Genomic DNA, 14,672 nt, shown 5'->3' on the forward strand with positions numbered 1-14,672 from the left:
GGCGAAGATAAACTCTTCGCCTTTTCTTTGTCCAGTGATTTTTCAGAGAAAAGTGAGGCATTGTGACAATGCTGTTCGGCCCCGCCATAATTTTGTGCCAGTCTCATCTACACGGAGCAACGATTTGAAGAAGCACAACCAGCACGAAATCGACCGCCGGCGCACCTTCGCCATCATCAGCCATCCTGACGCCGGCAAAACGACCATTACGGAAAAACTCCTTCTCTTCGGCGGCGCCATCCAGCAGGCCGGCGAGGTCCGCGCCCGCAAGTCGGCCCGCTACGCCACCTCGGACTGGATGGAGATGGAGAAGCAGCGGGGAATCTCGGTCACCTCGTCGGTCATGAAGTTCACCTACAGAGACTTTGAGATCAACCTCCTGGACACGCCGGGTCACAACGACTTTTCCGAAGACACCTACCGGGTCCTGACCGCGGTCGACTCGGCCCTCATGGTCATCGACTCGGTCAAGGGGGTGGAGAGCCAGACCAAGAAGCTCCTGGATGTCTGCCGTCTGCGCAACACCCCGATCATGACCTTCATCAACAAGCTGGACCGGGAAGGGCGCGAGCCGATCGACCTGATCGACGAGATCGAAAGCGTCCTGAAGATCCAGTGCGCCCCCATGACCTGGCCGATCGGCATGGGCAAGCGTTTCCGCGGCACCTACCACCTGTACACCAAGGAGCTGACCTTCTTCGATGCCGAGGCCGACCGGGGCACGGGTGATATCGTTACCGTCCAGGGACTGGATGACCCTCGCATTGAGGAACTTTTGGGGAGCCAGGTGGACGAGCTACGCCACGACATCGAGCTGATCGAGGGGGTCGCCCATCCGTTCGAACAGGAGGCGTACCTGGCCGGCCTGCAGACCCCGGTATTCTTCGGCAGCGCCGTCAACACCTTTGGTGTCCAGCAACTCCTGGACAGCTTTGTCGAGCATGCTCCGACACCGCTTCCCCGCGAAGCCACCACCCGTACCGTTGTCCCCTACGAAGAACCGTTCAGCGGCTTCGTCTTCAAAATCCAGGCGAACATGGACCCGGCCCACCGCGACCGGATCGCCTTCTTCCGAATCTGCTCCGGAAAGTTCACCCGCGGCATGAAGGTCCGTCACCTGCGCCTGGGGCGCGACGTGCAGATCGCCAATGCCACCATCTTCATGGCCCAGGACCGGACCAACGTGGACGAGGCGTTTCCCGGCGACATCATCGGCATCCACAACCACGGCACCATCAAAATCGGCGACACCTTCACCATGGGGGAAGATCTGAAATTCACCGGCATCCCGAACTTTGCGCCGGAGCATTTCCGCAAGGTCCGCCTGCTCGACCCGATGAAGTCGAAGGCGTTGGAAAAGGGGCTGGTGCAGCTGGCCGAGGAGGGAACCACCCAGGTCTTCCGCCCGCAGATGGGCTCCGACTGGATCGTCGGCGCTGTCGGCCTCTTGCAGTTCGATGTGGTCATGCACCGGCTGGAGCATGAATACAAGGTCAAAGCCACCTACGAGCCGGTCTCCTATGTCACCGCCCGCTGGGTCACCGGCGAGCGGAAAAAACTGGATGAATTCCAGCGCAAGGAAGCGATGCACTGCTACATCGACGGCGAAGGGAACCTGGCCTACCTGGCGGGCAGTGCCTGGCGACTGGAGAACACGATGGAAAACTGGAAAGAACTGGAGTTCCACGAAACACGGGAACACAGCTGACACGAAAAAGCCCTCCGCATGGAGGGTTTTTTCGTTGGTGCATTGTTGTTATCGCCTTCTTCAACTGAGGTTGTCATAATCGCCCCTGACGAGAGGGAACACCTCGTGCCGCACCTCGTGGTCAAGGTTTTTGATCGTGCCGCAGGCAACGCAGAGGTATTTGTCACTGCTGTCAGTGTAGTCGTTCTTTTCGCACGCTCCGCTCCAGACCTTGGTGTCGCACCGCTCATCGACCGATTCTGCCTTGATTCCTTTTCTCCCAAATCCTTTCATGACCAACGCCCCCTTTCCTTACATCAATTATAGCACGGGGGAGCATCCGGCAGGTCTGTCGAATCCGCTGCAGCGTGTGCAAGAGCCAAGCATGAGCGTCTCCGAGGACGGTTTTGCACACGAAAGTCTAACGTGTAAGCTTCCACGCCTTGCGCAGTGCCGCCAGGGTGCGGGACTGCACGCCGATGACAGACGTCCCCTTCTTTTCCCACTGCGAGATGCTGGAGGAAGTAATCCTGCAGCGGGCTGCAAATTCCGTCTGGGTCTCACCAAGAGATGACCGCCAGGCACGGATGGCATCACCGGTAAGCGGGTCGGGAAACGGCACTGTTCCGGCCGTACCGTTGCGACGCTCCGACGTTGCCGGAGCGGCTTTTGTGGACGGTTTCGCAACGGATGGCTGCGCATCGGCAGATGGTGTGGACACCTTCCCCCGGCCCGGTCTCTTTGCGGCGGAAACGGCCGGCGGCGGTGGGAGCGCGTCCCCCGACCCGGCCAGATCGATCCCGAATACGTCGGCAATGCCGGTTGCGGCTATCCTCCGGCGGGAGGTCCCTGCCGTGGCCGCATCCGTAACCGCCGCGGAGACATCGACCAGCTCTTCGTGATTCACCCCGCGCAGGAGAAACAGCAGCTCCGGGGAGTGGTCCAACCGGGCGCCACACCGTAGAGTACCGCCGCCACATGCTTGCACATGCCGGCCCAGTCAGGACAGTCACAGTCGAATTTCATCTCGCCGGGGAGCGGGAAGAGCCCTTCCCTGCGATCCGAAACGACCTCCATGACGCCACGGTCCAGCTTGCCCCGCAACAGATCGATCAACGACCCGATCCGCCCGGTACAGGCCGACCTGACGGTATCCCATTTCGTTTTCTTGAGCGGGGTGATGGTGATGGAAACGTTGTACAGCGACGATCCGCTGACGATGGCCTTGATCAGGCCGCTCCGGATTTCCAGATGGCAGACCGAACCGTTTCTGACATAGCTGCGGCCGCGGGGGAGACGATTGGCATAATCGCCGAATGACTCCATATGGTCGCACCACCCCTTGCCCCAGAAGGAGTCGGCGATCTTGCGGCCGGACAAGAGGACCGGTTGCACCTTGAGCCCCTTCTTCCTCATCTTTTCAAGCTGCTTCTCCGCCTTTGCCCGCCGCTCCGCCACCGAAACGTAGGGCGCCCAGCCGTAATATCTCATGGTAAAGGTTTCCTTCGGTTCGTCACGTTAGGTAAGCTGTCCGGCCGACGGGGTGGGATAGAGTTGTTCAAACTCGGGAAAATACTTTTGGGAAATATCACCTGCAATCTGCGGTCATGGTTGACTCCATGGTTGACGCCTATTCCTTGCGTGAACCGGTCATCTTCCCAAATGGAACATTTATCCTGTGTGCATGTGAAGATGTGCGTAGATTAACTACGCCTGTCGCACTTCAAGGCGTAATCCCTCAATTTTCTCAAAATCGCGCCGGTTAGCGGTAATAACCGTGTAATCCAGAGAAATAGCCGTCGCTGCAATAATCAGATCATGAGAACCTACCGTAAAACCTCGCTGTACCAGTGATGCCCATATTCTGGCGTAGATGCGGGCAACTCCAATGTCAAACGGGAATACAGGGATCATCTCGATCACTTTTTCCACAAAGGCCTGACGTCTTATTTTCCTGGTTTCCGTGTCGGCCCGCTCGACTCCATGGAGAAGTTCGGCCACTGTTACCACGCTAATACCGAACGGCTCATCTTCACGACCAGCCACTAGATTTTCAACTACCCCCCGGCTTCTTTCCAGTACGATGATCTCGCTGGAGTCAAGTATCACTCCCATGGCAGAGCCTCTGGCATTGAAGGCTGTGAACTTGCAGCAGCTATAACATCGGCTTCAAATGAGTCACTTCTGTCGAGATGGGGGAAAGCTTGCACAATCTTACGCAGGTCAGCAAGGGTTGCGCCACTGTCGATCGGTTCCACCGGAACTAGGGATGCGGCCGGTTTTCCGCCACGGACAACAGTATACCGATCTCCACGGTATTTAATGTTATTAAGCAGTTCCGAAAAATTTCTCACCGCATCGGTTGAACTGATTACTGTTTGCATGGCAACCTCCGCAAAATATGATAATCATATTTTGCATTATTTATTGGTTCTGACAATATAATTAATCCGCATCTGCTCATTTAAATTTGTTCCAACGGGGCTGAGGCTGACCCTCGACCGTAGGGAGAGGGGTCGTGCCGAAGGTGTACGCCCGGCATGGGCGTGAACTTATGGGGTGCAAGTCCCCTGTACGTGAATCCAAACACTGAGGCAGTATTAGGATTATCAGACCTACACATCTGACTTTGTCAAGAGTGTAGGTCTGACACTTGAACTTACTCCTCGCCTGCCATCATTCGGCCACATCCCCGCACCATCAAGATGCCGTGCCGTTGTTGTCGTACGGATTAACAACCCGGACTGAAAACGGGCTGAAGTGCCGTTCGTTGCGGGTAACTACGGACAAGCCGTGGTGAAGGGCAGTGGCGGCGATGATCACATCGGCGCCGTCATGACCGACACGTGCGGTCAGCTCCCCCCAGCGGCAGGCAATGTCCGGAGTAACCGGAAGCACGCGATCACCGTAATCCCTCATCAGCACGTCCAGCCACTGCTGCAAACGCTCCGCAAACGGTGCATCCTTGCTCCGCTGCAGGGCGATCCCACGCTGAATTTCGCTTATGGTAACCACGCTTATAAACAGGCCTTTCCCCTGGACCGACGACAACCAAGCCACAACGTTCCGGTCAGGAGCACGCTTCCGCAGTTCCGAAATCACCATGGTGTCGAGTAGCCACATCAGAATTCGACCTCGCGGGAAACATACGGCAGCCGCTCAAACTCCTCATCATCCTTCGGCATTGCCAGCAAATGATCCACAAAACGGGGCATGGCTGCCGCCTTGAACTTTTCAAGCCGCATGTATTCATCGGCGGCAACGATCACAACCACTTCGCGCCCGCGACGGGTCACATGCTGCGGCTCACCATGAAGCGCAGCTTCAACCACTTTACTGAACTGGTTTTTTGCATCCTGCAGCCGCCACGATTGAGAATTCATACTCACCACCTCCAACTAGCTAGATCATCTGGCTAGATTGTGCTAAGGATGACCTGGTTTGTCAATACGAAGATGTAATTTTTTCAGCAACTTCATATCCCCGCCTTCTCCAGATCGAGCGTCACCATCCTGAGCAGCGCCTCATCGTCCATCTCGGTCAGCAGGGTTTCCGCCCCCTCCAGCAGCTCCGTCGCCAGGCCGGCCTTGGCGGTAATCAGGGCGTCGATCTTCTCCTCCACCGTCCCCTTGCAGACGAACTTATGCACCATGACGTTCTTGTTCTGGCCGATGCGAAAGGCGCGGTCGGTGGCCTGGTTCTCCACTGCCGGGTTCCACCAGCGGTCGAAGTGGATGACATGGCCGGCAGCGGTCAGATTGAGACCGGAACCGCCCGCCTTGAGCGAGAGGACGAAGAACGGGGGGCCATCCTCGTGCTGGAAGCGGTCCACCAGTTTCTTGCGCGCCGCCACCGGTGTGCCACCGTGCAGGACCAGGCCCGGACGGCCGAACAACGTGGCCAGGAAGGCGGCCAGCGGCCCTGCCATCTCCCGGAACTGGGTAAAGACCAGCACCTTTTCCTGGCGCGAGGCGATCTCTTCCACAAGTTCTCGCAGGCGGACGAACTTGCCGCTCCGCTCCTCGGCAAAATCGCCGTCCCCCAGGGACTGACCCGGATGGTTGCAGATCTGCTTGAACCGCATCAGCATTGAGAGGATCAGCCCCCGGCGCTTCATTCCCTCTTGCTCCTTGAGGGCTGTGGCCAGCTCCTTCACCGCCTGGCTGTACAGCCGGGCCTGCACCTTGCTCAGACCGCACCAGGCCGCCATCTCCACCTTGTCGGGAAGATCGCTGATGACGCTCCGGTCGGTCTTCAAGCGACGCAGGATATAGGGCTGCACCAGTGTGCGCAGCGGGGCATACGACGGCGACTCGCGCTTTTCCAGCGAGGTGACGAACTGTTTGAACCGGGGCGCAGAGCCGAGCAGGCCGGGACAGATGAAGTCGAACAGGGACCAGAGATCGGAGAGCCGGTTTTCCACCGGGGTACCGGTCAGGGCGATGCGCGCCCTTCCGGAAAGGGTCTTCACCGCCTTGGCCTGCTGCGTGCCGGGGTTCTTGATTGCCTGGGCCTCATCCAGCACGATCAGGTTCCAGGTCGTTTCCTTCAGCCACTCCTGGCGCTGCAGCATGCCGTAGGTGGTCAGCACCGCATCGGCGGAGGCGAGCCCTGAGGCGGGGTCGGCGGCAATCCGCTCCAGTTCCGCTCGTTCGATTTCCGACGGATGGAGGCATACCACCGAAAGCGACGGTGCAAAGCGCTCCAGCTCGCTCTTCCAGTTGGCAAGCAGCGAGGCGGGGAGCACCAGCAGGCTGGGGGTGGGCTTCCCGCTGCGCCCCTGTTGGGCCAGCAGCAGGGAGATAACCTGGATGGTCTTGCCGAGCCCCATGTCGTCGGCCAGGCAGGCGCCCAGCCCCAGTTCCGACAGGAACCAGAGCCAGTTGAGGCCGGTCTGCTGGTAAGGGCGCAGGGTCGCCCGCAACCGGGAACCGGCCTGCACTGCCGCCAGCCTGGCCGGTTCCCGCAGCCCGGCCAACATCTCCCGCAACCTCCCCCCCGCCTCCACAAAGGCCCAGCCGGTTTCATCCAACGTGGGGTCGTCGCCGGCCAGGTCACGACGGGCGCCGGCCAGGAGCCGCATCCCTTCAACAAAGGAAAGGCCATCCTCCCCGGCCCCGGCCTCGACCCGGCGCCACTGCTCCAGGGCCTGGCGGAGTTTTTCCCCATCCACCTCGACCCACTCCCCCCGCAGGAGCGTCAACCCCTCACCGGCTGCGGTCAGGGTCGCAACCTCTTCCGGTGTCAGGTCGGCGCCGTTCAGGGTCAGCTGCACCCGGAAATCGAGCAACGACTGCGCCGAAAGGGATTCTCCGACACTGGAGCCGATGACGGCCTGCACCCGTGGACGGGGCCGTTTCTTCCACCAGTCCGGCAGGCGCACGACGAGGCCGCTCTCCTCCAGAGTTGGTACATCCTTCAGGAACGGATAGGCCTCCTCCGGCGTCCATGCCAGCGGGTGATAGATATCGCCACTCTCCAGCAGCTCCGTCACCCAGGCACAGCGGGTGCTTGCCTCGTGTACCGGCTCCAGCAGGCGCAGCAGCGCTTCGCGGTTATTGGCCCCGGCATACTCGCGGAGCGCCTGGCTTAAGGGGAGATGCTGGGCACGGGCGTTTTTGCCCAGGCGGGGGATGTAGGTCGCCATGAAGGCAAAGGGGAATTCAGGGTCCTGCCTGTTCTCCGCCAGATGGAAACAGACCCGCCCCACCTGCCGCCAGAGCGGCGCATACCGGTGCAGAAAGCCGGCCAGCCCCTCCGTATCCCTGGCTATCGAATCCAGTGCCCAGGCGCCGAGCGTGCGCCAGATGGCGGCAAGCGCTTCGGGAGTACAGTATTCGGCCCCCGGCATGGGAGGGATGCTGAGGGTCAGATGGGTGAGGGTTGCATCATCAAGGGGGGGTAACGGTTCCAGCCGCTCGGCAGTTGGCTGGCTTTGGCAGAGCAGGAGCAGATAGCGGGCGCCGAAATCGCGCCAGAACATCCAGGAGAGCGGCCAGTCGGGAGCGGACCTCCCCCCGGCAAGCGTCATGATCCCTGCGGATTGGGACTCCGCAAAGGCCCGGGCTATCCTTTCGGCGTTGAACGGTCCGGCTGCGGAAACGTCCGATGTCTCGCCGCATGCTGCATCAATCAGCAGCAGATGACCGGACGGCGTGAGGGTAAGGTTCATTGGGTGTTCACCTGCGCTGGCAATGATGACGGGAAAAGACGATTTCCCCGCGGACGGAGCATATCACCGGCACCGGCAAGCGTCAATGAACCGAAGCCGGCGTCATGCTGCTGCTCGGGAGAGCACGCCCTCACACCCCGTACAGCAGCCACCACCAGACCGGCAGGGTCAGAAAAGACAGCGGGATGCCGATGCCGAGCATCAGGGTGACGAGAGAAGGATTCAGCTTGTGATCCACGGCGATAATGCCGGCCGTAATCATCGGCGCCATGGCTGCCTCGAAGATCGTTACCTGCATGACCGTGCCACTGCCGCCGAGGATCACCACGTAGAGCAGGTAGAGAAGGGCAGGACCGAGCACCAGCTTGAAGAGCAGGCCGATGGAAAGCCCCGTCAACTCCTCCCTCATCCGGGCAAAGCGAAGCTGGAAGCCGACCGACGCAAGAGCCAGCGGCGTCAGGGTATCGCCCAGCTTCTGCAGCACCAGGCCGAGCCAGTCGGGAAACGGCATCGGCCTGAGCAGGAAAGCCAGAATCAGTGCCTGAAATGGGGGGAACAACAAGACCTTCCGGAGCACCTGGCGCGGGGTGACATTGCCGCTGGAGTAGAGGGTGGCAACGAGAATACCGAGGGTGGAGAGGACCAGAAAGGAACCGAGTTGGTCGGCAATCAGCCCGATACCCAGATACTCCTTCCCGTAGTAGGCCTCGATCATGGGAAGGCCGACGAACGAGGTGTTCCCCAGGCCCCCCACCAGGATCAGGGCGCCGACGGTGCCGGCGGGAAGCTTGAAGAGCCGCCCGGCCTGGCGGAAGAAGAGGAATCCCGCCCCGAACAGGCACCAGGCCATGCCCGCGGTAAAGAGCAGCGTAGGATCGACCTTCAGGCGATGGATGTGCAGGAGCGCCAGGGCGGGAAGCGAGATATGGATGATGAAACCGTTCAGGGCTGCCGGCGTACTCTCGGGGAAGCGGCCGGTGCGGCGCAACCCCATGCCGGCGGCAAAACAGACAATCAGGAGGACAATATTGGACATGGGTCGGCAACCGGGATCAGGGATTGGTAAACGGGCGCAGGGCGGGGCGCAACTCCTGCGGACAAACTGGTAGCTTCAAATATAGCAACAGAGTTACTCAGAGGAACACGTTTTTTTCAGCGTAAACATGGCCTACAGGGACACTCCCCGGCTTTCCCGTTCAATCTTGTCCACCACGCAGTAGATTCCCCCTTCTTTCAGGCCGGGCTTGAAGCAGCCGTTGCAGGAGATGCAGCGGGCATGGACCTCGTTCCCCTCACGCCAGCGGAGGGCCAGATGGGGCTCACGGATGAACGGCCGGGCAAATGAGACGTAATCGGCCTCCTCCCGTCGGATGATCCCCTCGGCCACCTCAAACGACCGCAAGCCCCCGACCACCATGATCGGGCAACTGACGGCATTCTTCATCCGGTAGGCAAGGGGAAGGTTATACGCCTCCTGCTCGCGCTTGTCGATTCCCTGGCGGACCGGGGTCTGGTTGCCCGAAGCCGGGGTGCCGCCGGTCACCTCGATGGCATCCACCCCCTCCTCATCCAGCAGGCGGGCAGCCACCAGGGCATCATCCAGATCGAGTCCACCCGGCAGGTTATCGGAGCCGTTCAGCTTCACCAGAACCGGAAAATCCTTGCCCACAACGCACCGTATTGCCCGGTACACCTGCATGAGGAAACGGCAGCGGTTCTCGATCGATCCCCCGTAGGCATCTTCCCGCCGGTTGGTAAGGGGGGAGAGGAACTGGTTGATCAGGTAGCCGTGGGCCGCGTGGAGCTGGACCGCATCGCACCCTGCCCCCTTGGCGCGCCGTGCACCATCGGCAAAGCAGGTAACCAGGGCTGCGATGTCGTCCGTCGAAAGCTCTGCCGGCATCTCGGGGTACTGGTCGACCGCCACGGCCGAGGGAGCGACAGGCTGCCTCCCGGCAACCTTGGCCATTGTCTGGCCTCCGGCATGGACCAGTTGCAGACATATCCGACCGCTTTCCCGATGGACCGCGCCGGCCAGTGCCGCCAACTCCTCAGCAAAGGCATCGTCGTGCACCCCCAACTGGCCCGGCAACTGTTTTCCATCCGGTCGGACATAGGCATAGCCGCTAATGATCAGCCCCACCCCGCCGCGGGCCAGAGTCCCATAGTAGGCGGCAAGTTTTTGTGTCGGCCTCCCGTCAGGAGCGCACATCCCTTCCCAGGTGGCGGACCGGACCAGCCTGTTATTCAGCAGCATCCCCTTGATACTGGTTTCATCGAACAGCTTGCGCATGGCTCCTCCACAAACACTTCTAAAATATCTCGTAAAAACCGCCGGCACCCAGCTTGTGCACCCGCATCAGATTGGTTGATCCCCTGCTCTCCACCGGTACCCCCATGGTGATCACCACCACGTCCCCCTTCTTGAACCCCTTGGCCAGGAGCGTTTCTTCGACCAGCCGGATCTGGTAGTCGGTATCCGGTGTCGGACCCGGCGAAAAGGTGGTGACCCCCCAATACAACGCCAGCCTGCACTCGATCTCCCGTACCGGGGTGAAGGCGATGATCGGCAGTTGTGGCCTGAACCTCGAAACCAGCATGGCCGTGCTCCCGGACTGGGTGAACGCAACCACCGCCTTGGCCTTCAGGGTGGTGGCAGCGTGGCAGGCGGCCTCGGCCACGGCCACGGCAATGCTGTTACTGTGCACAATGGGGCGCGGCGGCAACCGCCAGAGCTCACTCTGTTCCACATCCAGCGCTATCTTGGCCATGGTACGCACCGCTTCCACCGGATGGGAGCCGGACGCGGTCTCGCCGGAGAGCATGACCGCATCCGTGCCGTCCAGAATCGCATTGGCCACGTCCGAGGTCTCGGCCCGAGTGGGGCGAGAGTTGAGAATCATCGACTCCAGCATCTGGGTAGCGGTGATGACCGGCTTCCCCGCTTCGTTACAAGCCCTGATGATCTTCTTCTGAATGAGGGGCACCCGTTCGGCGCTGATCTCCACTCCAAGGTCGCCACGAGCCACCATGATCGCGTCGGCCTCTTTCAGAATCGCCTTGAAGTTGCGTAAGGCCTCGGGTTTTTCGATCTTGGCCACCACCGGGATATGCAGCCCCCGCTCGAATATGATCCGCTTCAGGTCCTCCACGTCGGCGCTTTTACGGACAAAGGAAAGGGCTATGTAGTCGACCTTGTTCTCCAGGCAGAACTCCAGGTCGATGCGGTCCTTATCCGTAAGGGATGGGCTGGAGACGTCCACTCCCGGTAGATTGATCCCCTTCAGGTCCTTCAGGACCCCGCCCCCCACCACGACACAGTGGACGAGGTTCCCCTCCACTGAGTTGACCTTAAGTTCGATCAGCCCGTCGTCCATGAGAATGCGGGAACCGGGACGGACATCCAGTGGCAGCGGCTTGTAGATGGTGGAGATGAGCCCTGGCCGTCCGAGCACTTCGTCGGTGGTGATGTCGATCAGTTCCCCCTTCCGAAGGGGAATCGCACCGTTCTCCATCCGGCCGGTCCTGATCTTCGGCCCCTGCAGGTCGGCCAGGATGCCAACCGCCTTGCCACGCTTCAGCGACAGCTGACGGATCAGTTCAATGATCCGCCCCTTTTCCTCATTGGAGCCATGGGAAAAATTCAACCGGAAGATATCAACCCCGACATCCATGAGGCGGGTGATCTTTTCCGGAGTAGCGCTGGCCGGGCCGAGGGTGGCGACGATCTTGGTCTTGCGGCTGAAACGGTTCATATGCTCCCTTAGTGGTGGAAACGGCCAGTCCGTCCACTATGGGCCGGAGTCGGAGACTTGTGGCATTCGAAACACTTGAGTTCTTCTACCTTGCGCAGGTCCAGGACCGACGACGGTTGATCCTGCCTGGGCATGGTATATTCCGGGGTCTGGAAATACGGCCGGTTCCGCTCGTCCGACAGGATCGGCGCCTTGTACGCCACCTGCCAGTCGCCCCCGATCGGGGTAGTGTGGCACTGGTCGCACCCTCCGGGCGGCGGTATGGATTTCCAGGCAGTGAACATGGCACAAGCGGACAGTGCAAGGGGAAACAGCATAACAACGAGACACCGGGAGAGTCGCATGATAAACACCTCGGATTCTGGCAGGACTACGGAAAGCAGAGAGCAACTAAAAAATCATAACACACCGGGCCGTCATGACAACTGGTCAGATGCCCCACTTGTACTCCAGATACTGGAGCGTCTGCTCATATCCCTGCTCCTGCAGATAGATCCGTTCCTGACGACTGAGCGAAAAACGGGCCGGTGAGATGTCGGCACAATAGATGAGAATGGTATCTTTCCACTTGCCCCCCTTGACGAACTCCTTTTCCTGACCATGTATGAAATAGGTCAGCAGTTCATGGGCATACCTCTCCAGATTAAACCGTGCGGATTTGCCGTGGTGCAACGTCCGCTTCGACACCGTCTTGAGCACCAATGTCTTTTCATTGCGCTCCAGCTGCTTCTCCACGAGCCCGGCCATTAGTGAGCCGTCCACCAGCACCCGTTCCCGCCCGGCCACGTTGAGCCGGCGGCAGGCAAACACGCCGGGGACCCCGGCTGAACAGCGGACAGCCGTTGCTATGTCCAGGTCGGGCGTTGTCTCGGCACTGAAGAGCAACGGTTCGTAGTTCAGGATGTCGGTTGCGATAATCCGCAACGGGCAACGGCCGGGGGTCCTGAAGGTTTTCCCCTCCAGCCGCTCCCTCAGCCACTGTTCCAGCGCTTCACCGCTGCAGAGCCCATAACCGGTCAGCATGGCAGCGGGGCTGATATCCTTGAACCGACCGGCATCAAGCTCCAGGGCCTCGGCGTATAGTTCGTCGGTGGTCATGCCGGCGACATAAAGGGCAGCTATGATGCTTCCCGTTGAAGACCCCACCACGGAAGCCACGTTGAGCCCTTTCTGCTCGATTGCCCTCAGGGCGCCGATAAATGACGAGCAGCGGCTACCCCCACCGATCAGCATGAGGGTGATCGGTCCATCTTTCAATGTCGTCTGTTGCACTCGTGTCACTTCCTTGTGGAGAAATAAGCAATTCGGCCGATGCCGTAACAGTATCGATGCAATCCCTGTTTGTCAATTTTATCGCACGGGTAAACCACGTGACAGTCTCTGCGTTATACTTACTATACTTAAAATATTTGTTACCTCACCCGGGACCTCACCACAAAAAGCAGTACATGGTTCGGCTTGTCAGCAGACCATGTTCAGCAAAAGGAGCTGCATATGAGATGGCTTTTGTTCCTTATGGCCGTGCTTGCTTTTGCCGGCCCATCCTGGAGCGCCGACCTGGGAACCGCACGTTTGAGCCTTGTCAAGGGCGATGTGCAGGTGTACACCGGCGAGGACGACGAATGGTTCCCGGCAACCCAGAACATGATTCTCAAGCAAGGAGACCGGATCTGGGTACCTGACAACGGCCGGGCCGAGGTCCATCTTCTGGGCGGCATCTACCTGCGGCTTGATGCCCGCACCGCCCTGGATATCCTGACCCTTGAGGAAGAGTCCCACCACTTTTCGCTGCAGCAGGGTCATGTCTATATCAACAACCGCAAGGGGGGTATAGATTATATCCAGATTGAGACCCCCGCCGCCTCCATCGGCTGCTATGACAACTCTATTGTCCTGGTCGATGTTGGCGAGAGTGGCAGCACCGATCTCTCGGTGCTGAAGGGGTATTCCCGAACCGAGACCGCAAATGGCAAGATACGGGTCCCTGCCGGTAGTATTTTACGGGTTGCCCAAACCATGGACACTGAGATCTTCCCCCTCGGAAAACCCGACCCATGGGAGCGCTGGAATCACGATCGCGACAACAAACTGGCCCGCGGCAGCGTCAGCCTGCGCTATCTTCCCGACGAACTGGACGACTTTGCCACGGATTTCGACGACAATGGCTCCTGGACCCTTGTCGAGGAGTACGGCTATGTCTGGACACCAAGAGTAACCGTAGTCGACTGGGCTCCGTACCGTTCCGGACGCTGGATATGGACGATGGACCAGTTTGTCTGGATATCCTACGACCCCTGGGGATGGGCACCCCACCATTATGGCCGCTGGATTCACATTCCGGCCAGGGGCTGGTGCTGGGTACCGCCACCACGAAACTCGGTCGTCTGGGCACCCGGCTATGTCGGCTGGACCTATACCGCCGGCAACGTCGCATGGGTGCCGCTGGCACCCGGCGAGGTCTATTATGGCCACCGTAGGAGCGACCATTGGAACGGAGCGGTCAACCAGCCGGTGTCCCGATTCGAGTTCCGTAACGTCAGGGTCAGAAACGGCGTCACCGTCATCAACAGAGATGCCTTTGTTTCAGGGAGAAGGGGTGACGGCGGACTTCGGGGGGAGTACCTCTTCACCAGGCCGGGCGCCACATTTGCCCCGCCACCGTTCCGCCCCGTTCGTTCGGCCAATGCCCCGATAATCCGGATTATAGCCCCGGAACGCAGACCTCCGGTACGGATCAGACAACTAACCGTCAACCAGATTCGCCAGGAGCGCGGGCTCCTGCACGATGAAAAAGGGTCGGTATTCTCCCCGGGCCGGGTGGTACCGCCATTACCGGTGCAAGAACGAACGCGGCCCCCACGTATTGTCCGTCCGCCGCAACCAGCAACGGTTCTCTCCGGACCGGGCCGGCATGAAGGACGGGTAGAGCGGAAGGGTCGGCAGCAGATCCAGCGGGAGGGACGTCCCCTGGCTACCGAAAGGGACGGACACCACCCGGACACCGTCGAGAGGCAACGCAGGGGAAGGTACTAAGGTTTTCGCGCCGCTATCTGGTTAT

Annotated in this window: 15 protein-coding genes; 2 read left to right on the plus strand and 13 right to left on the minus strand. The window is 60.0% G+C overall.

Annotated elements, in window-relative coordinates; genetic code table 11:
- The first annotated feature begins 124 nt into the window (after positions 1 to 124).
- A complete protein-coding gene (locus JN12_RS01000) occupies positions 125 to 1,708 on the plus strand; it encodes a peptide chain release factor 3 (protein ID WP_145017170.1) in 1,584 nt (527 codons plus the stop codon).
- A 60-nt stretch (positions 1,709 to 1,768) separates the two neighbouring features.
- Here JN12_RS01000 and JN12_RS01005 read toward each other — a convergent pair whose 3' ends face one another.
- From JN12_RS01005 to JN12_RS01060, 13 genes are all read right to left on the minus strand, one after another.
- Positions 1,769 to 1,981, minus strand: coding sequence for a hypothetical protein (locus JN12_RS01005; protein ID WP_145017172.1), 213 nt, complete (start codon positions 1,979 to 1,981; stop codon positions 1,769 to 1,771).
- Between the two features lie 127 nt (positions 1,982 to 2,108).
- Positions 2,109 to 2,633, minus strand: a complete 525-nt coding sequence (locus JN12_RS20680) for a helix-turn-helix domain-containing protein (RefSeq protein ID WP_246125692.1) — start codon at positions 2,631 to 2,633, stop codon at positions 2,109 to 2,111.
- Positions 2,591 to 3,178 carry an SWIM zinc finger family protein gene (locus JN12_RS20685; RefSeq protein WP_246125694.1) on the minus strand — a complete coding sequence of 196 codons (588 nt, stop codon included), beginning with the start codon at positions 3,176 to 3,178 and terminating at the stop codon, positions 2,591 to 2,593. Before JN12_RS20685 ends, JN12_RS20680 begins: the two co-directional genes overlap by 43 nt.
- Before the next feature lie 216 nt (positions 3,179 to 3,394).
- Positions 3,395 to 3,802 carry a type II toxin-antitoxin system VapC family toxin gene (locus JN12_RS01015; RefSeq protein WP_145017174.1) on the minus strand — a complete coding sequence of 136 codons (408 nt, stop codon included), beginning with the start codon at positions 3,800 to 3,802 and terminating at the stop codon, positions 3,395 to 3,397.
- Complete coding sequence (locus tag JN12_RS01020; RefSeq protein WP_145017176.1) at positions 3,793 to 4,071, minus strand: type II toxin-antitoxin system Phd/YefM family antitoxin; 279 nt, start codon at positions 4,069 to 4,071, stop codon at positions 3,793 to 3,795. Before JN12_RS01020 ends, JN12_RS01015 begins: the two co-directional genes overlap by 10 nt.
- A 316-nt stretch (positions 4,072 to 4,387) precedes the next feature.
- Positions 4,388 to 4,810, minus strand: coding sequence for a type II toxin-antitoxin system VapC family toxin (locus JN12_RS01025; RefSeq protein WP_145017178.1), 423 nt, complete (start codon positions 4,808 to 4,810; stop codon positions 4,388 to 4,390).
- Positions 4,810 to 5,070, minus strand: coding sequence for a type II toxin-antitoxin system Phd/YefM family antitoxin (locus JN12_RS01030; RefSeq protein ID WP_145017180.1), 261 nt, complete (start codon positions 5,068 to 5,070; stop codon positions 4,810 to 4,812). The genes JN12_RS01025 and JN12_RS01030 overlap by 1 nt, the downstream gene beginning before the upstream one ends.
- A gap of 92 nt (positions 5,071 to 5,162) precedes the next feature.
- Complete coding sequence (locus JN12_RS01035) at positions 5,163 to 7,859, minus strand: DEAD/DEAH box helicase (protein WP_145017182.1); 2,697 nt, start codon at positions 7,857 to 7,859, stop codon at positions 5,163 to 5,165.
- Between the two features lie 130 nt (positions 7,860 to 7,989).
- Positions 7,990 to 8,895 carry an AEC family transporter gene (locus JN12_RS01040; protein ID WP_145017184.1) on the minus strand — a complete coding sequence of 302 codons (906 nt, stop codon included), beginning with the start codon at positions 8,893 to 8,895 and terminating at the stop codon, positions 7,990 to 7,992.
- 132 nt (positions 8,896 to 9,027) lie between these two features.
- Positions 9,028 to 10,152, minus strand: coding sequence for an oxidoreductase (locus JN12_RS01045; protein WP_145017186.1), 1,125 nt, complete (start codon positions 10,150 to 10,152; stop codon positions 9,028 to 9,030).
- A gap of 19 nt (positions 10,153 to 10,171) precedes the next feature.
- Positions 10,172 to 11,614, minus strand: coding sequence for a pyruvate kinase (gene pyk, locus JN12_RS01050; RefSeq protein WP_145017188.1), 1,443 nt, complete (start codon positions 11,612 to 11,614; stop codon positions 10,172 to 10,174).
- Between the two features lie 8 nt (positions 11,615 to 11,622).
- The gene (locus tag JN12_RS01055; protein WP_145017190.1) at positions 11,623 to 11,958 is read right to left on the minus strand and encodes a cytochrome C; all 336 of its coding nucleotides are present in this window, start codon (positions 11,956 to 11,958) and stop codon (positions 11,623 to 11,625) included.
- Positions 11,959 to 12,043: 85 nt separating this feature from the next.
- Positions 12,044 to 12,886: a patatin-like phospholipase family protein gene (locus JN12_RS01060; RefSeq protein WP_246125696.1), complete on the minus strand. Its 843-nt coding sequence runs from the start codon at positions 12,884 to 12,886 to the stop codon at positions 12,044 to 12,046.
- A gap of 222 nt (positions 12,887 to 13,108) precedes the next feature.
- Here JN12_RS01060 and JN12_RS01065 point away from each other — a divergent pair, with 222 nt between their 5' ends.
- Positions 13,109 to 14,647: a FecR family protein gene (locus JN12_RS01065; RefSeq protein ID WP_145017192.1), complete on the plus strand. Its 1,539-nt coding sequence runs from the start codon at positions 13,109 to 13,111 to the stop codon at positions 14,645 to 14,647.
- Positions 14,648 to 14,672: the final 25 nt, after the last annotated feature.

It is taken from the genome of Geobacter argillaceus, assembly GCF_007830735.1.
Taxonomy (GTDB): domain Bacteria; phylum Desulfobacterota; class Desulfuromonadia; order Geobacterales; family DSM-12255; genus Geomobilibacter; species Geomobilibacter argillaceus.